The 4295-nt window shown below is 29.2% G+C and carries 4 protein-coding genes; 1 reads left to right on the top strand and 3 read right to left on the bottom strand.

Annotated features, from left to right (window positions below; translation table 11 throughout):
* On the bottom strand, positions 1-1027 hold a 1027-nt coding region (locus HUJ77_RS14775), incomplete at its 3' end, for a glycosyltransferase family 4 protein (RefSeq protein ID WP_291709942.1).
* Between the two features lie 235 nt (positions 1028-1262).
* Between HUJ77_RS14775 and HUJ77_RS14770 the strand changes: the two genes are divergently transcribed.
* Positions 1263-2288 (top strand): LCP family protein, encoded by a 1026-nt coding sequence (locus tag HUJ77_RS14770; protein ID WP_291709940.1) that lies wholly within the window; start codon positions 1263-1265, stop codon positions 2286-2288.
* A gap of 50 nt (positions 2289-2338) precedes the next feature.
* Here HUJ77_RS14770 and HUJ77_RS14765 read toward each other — a convergent pair whose 3' ends face one another.
* Positions 2339-3793, bottom strand: coding sequence for a flippase (locus tag HUJ77_RS14765; protein ID WP_291709938.1), 1455 nt, complete (start codon positions 3791-3793; stop codon positions 2339-2341).
* A 139-nt stretch (positions 3794-3932) separates the two neighbouring features.
* On the bottom strand, positions 3933-4295 hold a 363-nt coding region (locus tag HUJ77_RS14760; protein ID WP_291709936.1), incomplete at its 5' end, for a sugar transferase.

Below are 4295 nucleotides of genomic sequence, written 5' to 3'. Positions count from 1 at the left end.
CTTTTATACATCTAGCCAATTCTTCAAAATCACCATCATTATATAATAGACCATTATAATTTGACTTTATAAGTTCAGTAGTAGCTCCTGTATTGGTACCTATAATAGGATTTCCAGCCATCATAGCTTCAACTGTAACTCTACCAAAGCCTTCTTTTTTTGAGCATACTAATTCTACATCTATATTAGCTCTAACAGTATCTAAATCATTAATAAACCCTAAAAACTTAATATGCTTTTCAATTTTCAATTCCTTAACTAATGCTTTTAACTCTCCTTCACAGCCTGCTTCATCTTTACCTGCAATATAAAGAAAAACATTATCATAGCCATCCTTTATTAATTTATTAACTGCTAAAATAGCTTGCTTTTGTCCTTTGCTTTTCTTTATGGCTCCTGCTATCAATAAATTGAATTGTAAATTATCATTACTATAATCTTTATTAAAATTTCTACTTTTAACTCCATTATGTACTACTATAAGCTTCTCTTCATTTATAGCATCCTTATACTTATCATAAATTGATTTAGAAACTGCAACAACCTTATCCGAATTATTATTTAAAAATTTAGTTGCACTTTCAAATCCATCAATAAAACAAATACCATGATCCTCAAGACCAAATTCTCTTATATGCCATACGTGCTTAATTCCTGTTAAACTATGTACAATACCTCCTATATTAACTACAGATGAATTTGTATGAATCACATCTATTTTTAACCTTCTACATATTCTTATTAGCTTTAATGAAGCTATAAGATTTTTTGAAGCTGTCTTTAATTTTAAAAGCATCCTCCTCGGCTTTCCTTCAAGCTCATCTTTATACCTCATCCACCATGAAAAATCTAGTAAAACAAAGTTAATCCCTTTTCTTCTTAACTCCTCTCGTAGCCCACCCCTTTGATTTTTAGGTATCACCACTGTAAAATTTACATCTCTTGTTTTTAATTCATCAATAATTCCCAGTAAAGATCGGCTAGCACCACCTAGAGAATCATCATGATTTATAAATAAAACGTTCATAATGTATCTTTCCCTTTTTCTTTTAGCTTATATTTTTCATTTAATTTATTATATATTAAATTTCATTGCAAATAAACTTCTTTCGACTTGCAGTTATATTTAACATTAAACTTATTTTCATCTCTTTGCCTAATCTTATATTAATATGTAACATTTTGCTCCAGTTTAGTCTATTCCATTATTTACCAGTATGCTTTATAATATATTTATATTATTTTAGAAAGGATGTGTAACCGTGTCTGAAAAAACAAAAAAGAAAGCTAATAGTCCTAAAAAAAATCATAAAAAGAAACAGCCCTTAATTCCAATGTGGGGAAAAGTTTTATTGGCATTATTTTTTATAGTTGTAATTACTAGTTCTGTTGCTTTAGGATTGTTTTTTTCTACATTAAAAAATTTAGATACTGTTAAACTTAACAAAGACCAACTTGGTATAACTTCAAGAGAAGAGCTGAAGGGATATTCTTCTTATTCAAAAATTAAAAACATAGCCTTATTTGGAATCGATTCTGAAGATGGTGCTGGAAGATCAGATTCAATAATGATAGCTACTATAGATCCAGTTCACGATAAATTAAAAATAACTTCTATAATGAGAGATTCATATGTAAATATTGATGATTATGGTTATACTAAACTAAATCACGCTTATGCTTATGGTGGTCCTGAATTATCAATCAAAACTATTAACCAAAGCTTCGGACTAAATATAGATGATTTTGCAGCTGTTGATTTTAATAGCTTACCTAAAATTATAGACGCACTAGGTGGAATTACTATTGATATAACTGATGAAGAAGTTGAATATATCAATAACTATATTAATGACTTAAACGAAAAGAATTATACTGGTTCTCCTCTTATTTCTTCTGCTGGTGAACAAGCTGTTGATGGAACACAAGCACTTGCTTACACTCGTATTCGTTATACAGCAGGTGGAGACTTCGAAAGAACTAGAAGACAAAGAACAGTTTTAAGTAAATTATTTTCTAAAGCGTTAGAGACTTCTCCAACACAATATTTATCTGTAACAAATCAATTACTTCCATACGTAAGAACCTCTATGGATGCTAACAAGATACTTGATTTAGCCACTAAGGTTGCTAAGATGGGAGGAGGTACTTTAGAACAAGAACGTTTCCCTAGAGACAGTTATGCTTCTAATCAACTAATAGATGGAGTTTCATATTATGTATTTGATGAAGCTGCAACAAAAAAACAAATTATGGATTATATTTATGATGATAAATTGAACGATTAAAAGCAAAAAAGAAACTGCCCTTGGCAGTTTCTTTTTGCTATTTATTAAAACTAATTTTCACTACAAGTTACTTTCCTTTTCCTTAATAAAGAAATCCCTTTTTCTATTATTTCTTTTTGAACGTTATCTTTAATCACAAACATAATTAATACATATACAATTACCCCTACAATTCCTTGCACTATAGTTGATATTAATGGTGCCTCAATAAATGTTCCTACAATATACACTGGAACTCCCATAGCAATTGCTGCTATAAGATATCTAATTGTACCTTTTAACATTCTAGTTACTGGCAATTGTCTTCTTACTAAGAACATTTGAATTCCTATGCCTAAATATTCAGCAGCTATTAATGATATAACCGCACCTAGAGCACCATATTTTCTAAGAAGAAATAAATTCATTATAAAACTTAATATACCAGAAGCAATTACTGAAACAGTATATTTATCCTCTTGCTTTGTAGCTATTAAGTACTGTACTGCTATTATATTTGCCCAACTTACAGCAATTATTATAAGTGAGCAAACTGCACTTAAAAATCCTGAATATGCATATGCTTCTCCTAAAAAATATGGAACCAACTTCTCAGATACACACATAAATCCGATAGTTGTAGGCATAGCTAAATAAGATATAAACTTAAATGTTTTCTCAATAATTAGTCCGACTTCTTCCTTCTTTCCATTCCCCATCAAATTAGATACTCTAGGCATTAAAACAGTCCCTACTGAAGCTATAACTGCTAAAATAACTCTAATTAATTTTTGAGAATAATCATAAAACGCTACTTGAGCCGCTGTAGAATATTCTCCTAGCATACTTTTATCTAATAGCAAATATACTGTACTTGCTATCTGCGGTAAAAATAACTTTAATAATGGCGCAATAGATTTCTTTGCAAATTTAAAATCAATATTAATCTTTCCTACATATTTCGGTACATATATCCACATAGTTAGCATACCAACAATATTTACTGCTACAGTTAAAAATGTATATATAGCTAAATCTCCTGAGTCTCTAACAAATATTAATATACTTACTAACCCAACAAATTTAACAATTGTATTTCTTATTACAACTTTTTTAAAATCCTCTAATCCTATAAAAAGCCAAGAAATATCTAATAATACATTTATCACATTCAATCCTTGTATTAAGTATATTACTTTATTAGCATCAATCCTAAAATAAACATATAAATAATAAGCTATAAGTGCTAATGAACAAGAAATCACTTGAATTATATACAAGCTCCAAAATACCGTTGACAACTTTTTCTTGTCATCTCTTACATATGCTATTTGCCTATTTCCATACATCTGCATACCTAACTGCCCAACCATTGTAAAATAGGTTGCTATTGTTAAAGAAAGCGTATTTACTCCCATTAACTCTGGTGAAAATACCCTGGCTAAATACGGCATTGTAATAAGTGGAATAAATAATATCATCACTTGATATAATGTATTATAAATGTAGTTCTTTATAACGCTCATTTTTCTTCTCCTATTCATTTTTATACTCTATAATTCTTATAATGCACAAATAGTCTATTAAATACACCTTTTATTCATTACATAATCTACTATATTACTCAAATCATCTTATTTAAATATGTTTAAAATAACTTAATATTTAAATAGCACCTTCCTTTTTCAAGACGGTAACTATGGTTTTAAATACTATCTTTATATCAAGAACTATTGATCTATTATCAATATAATACATATCCATTTGAACTCTTTCATCATAGGTCGTATCACTTCTACCATTGGCTTGCCAATAACCTGTAATTCCTGGTATTACCGAAACAAATTTTTCAAAATATTCTCCGTACTTTTCGATCTCTCCATCTACAATCGGTCTAGGTCCAACAAGGCTCATATCACCTTTTAAAACATTAAGCAACTGTGGTATTTCATCTAAACTTGTCTTCCTTAAAAAATCTCCTACTCTAGTTACTCTAGGATCGTTTTCAAGCTTAAAATTTTCGTAATA

This window comes from Clostridium sp. (assembly GCF_021443865.1).
Classification (GTDB): domain Bacteria; phylum Bacillota; class Clostridia; order Clostridiales; family Clostridiaceae; genus Clostridium.
Note: the sequence above shows the minus strand (reverse complement) of the source record. Positions and strands in the feature narration are given on the sequence as shown.

Bases quoted from the DNA above. Each gene is read 5' to 3' on its own strand.
- HUJ77_RS14765 (WP_291709938.1), bottom strand. From the start codon at position 3,793: ATGAGCGTTATAAAGAACTACATTTATAATACATTATATCAAGTGATG.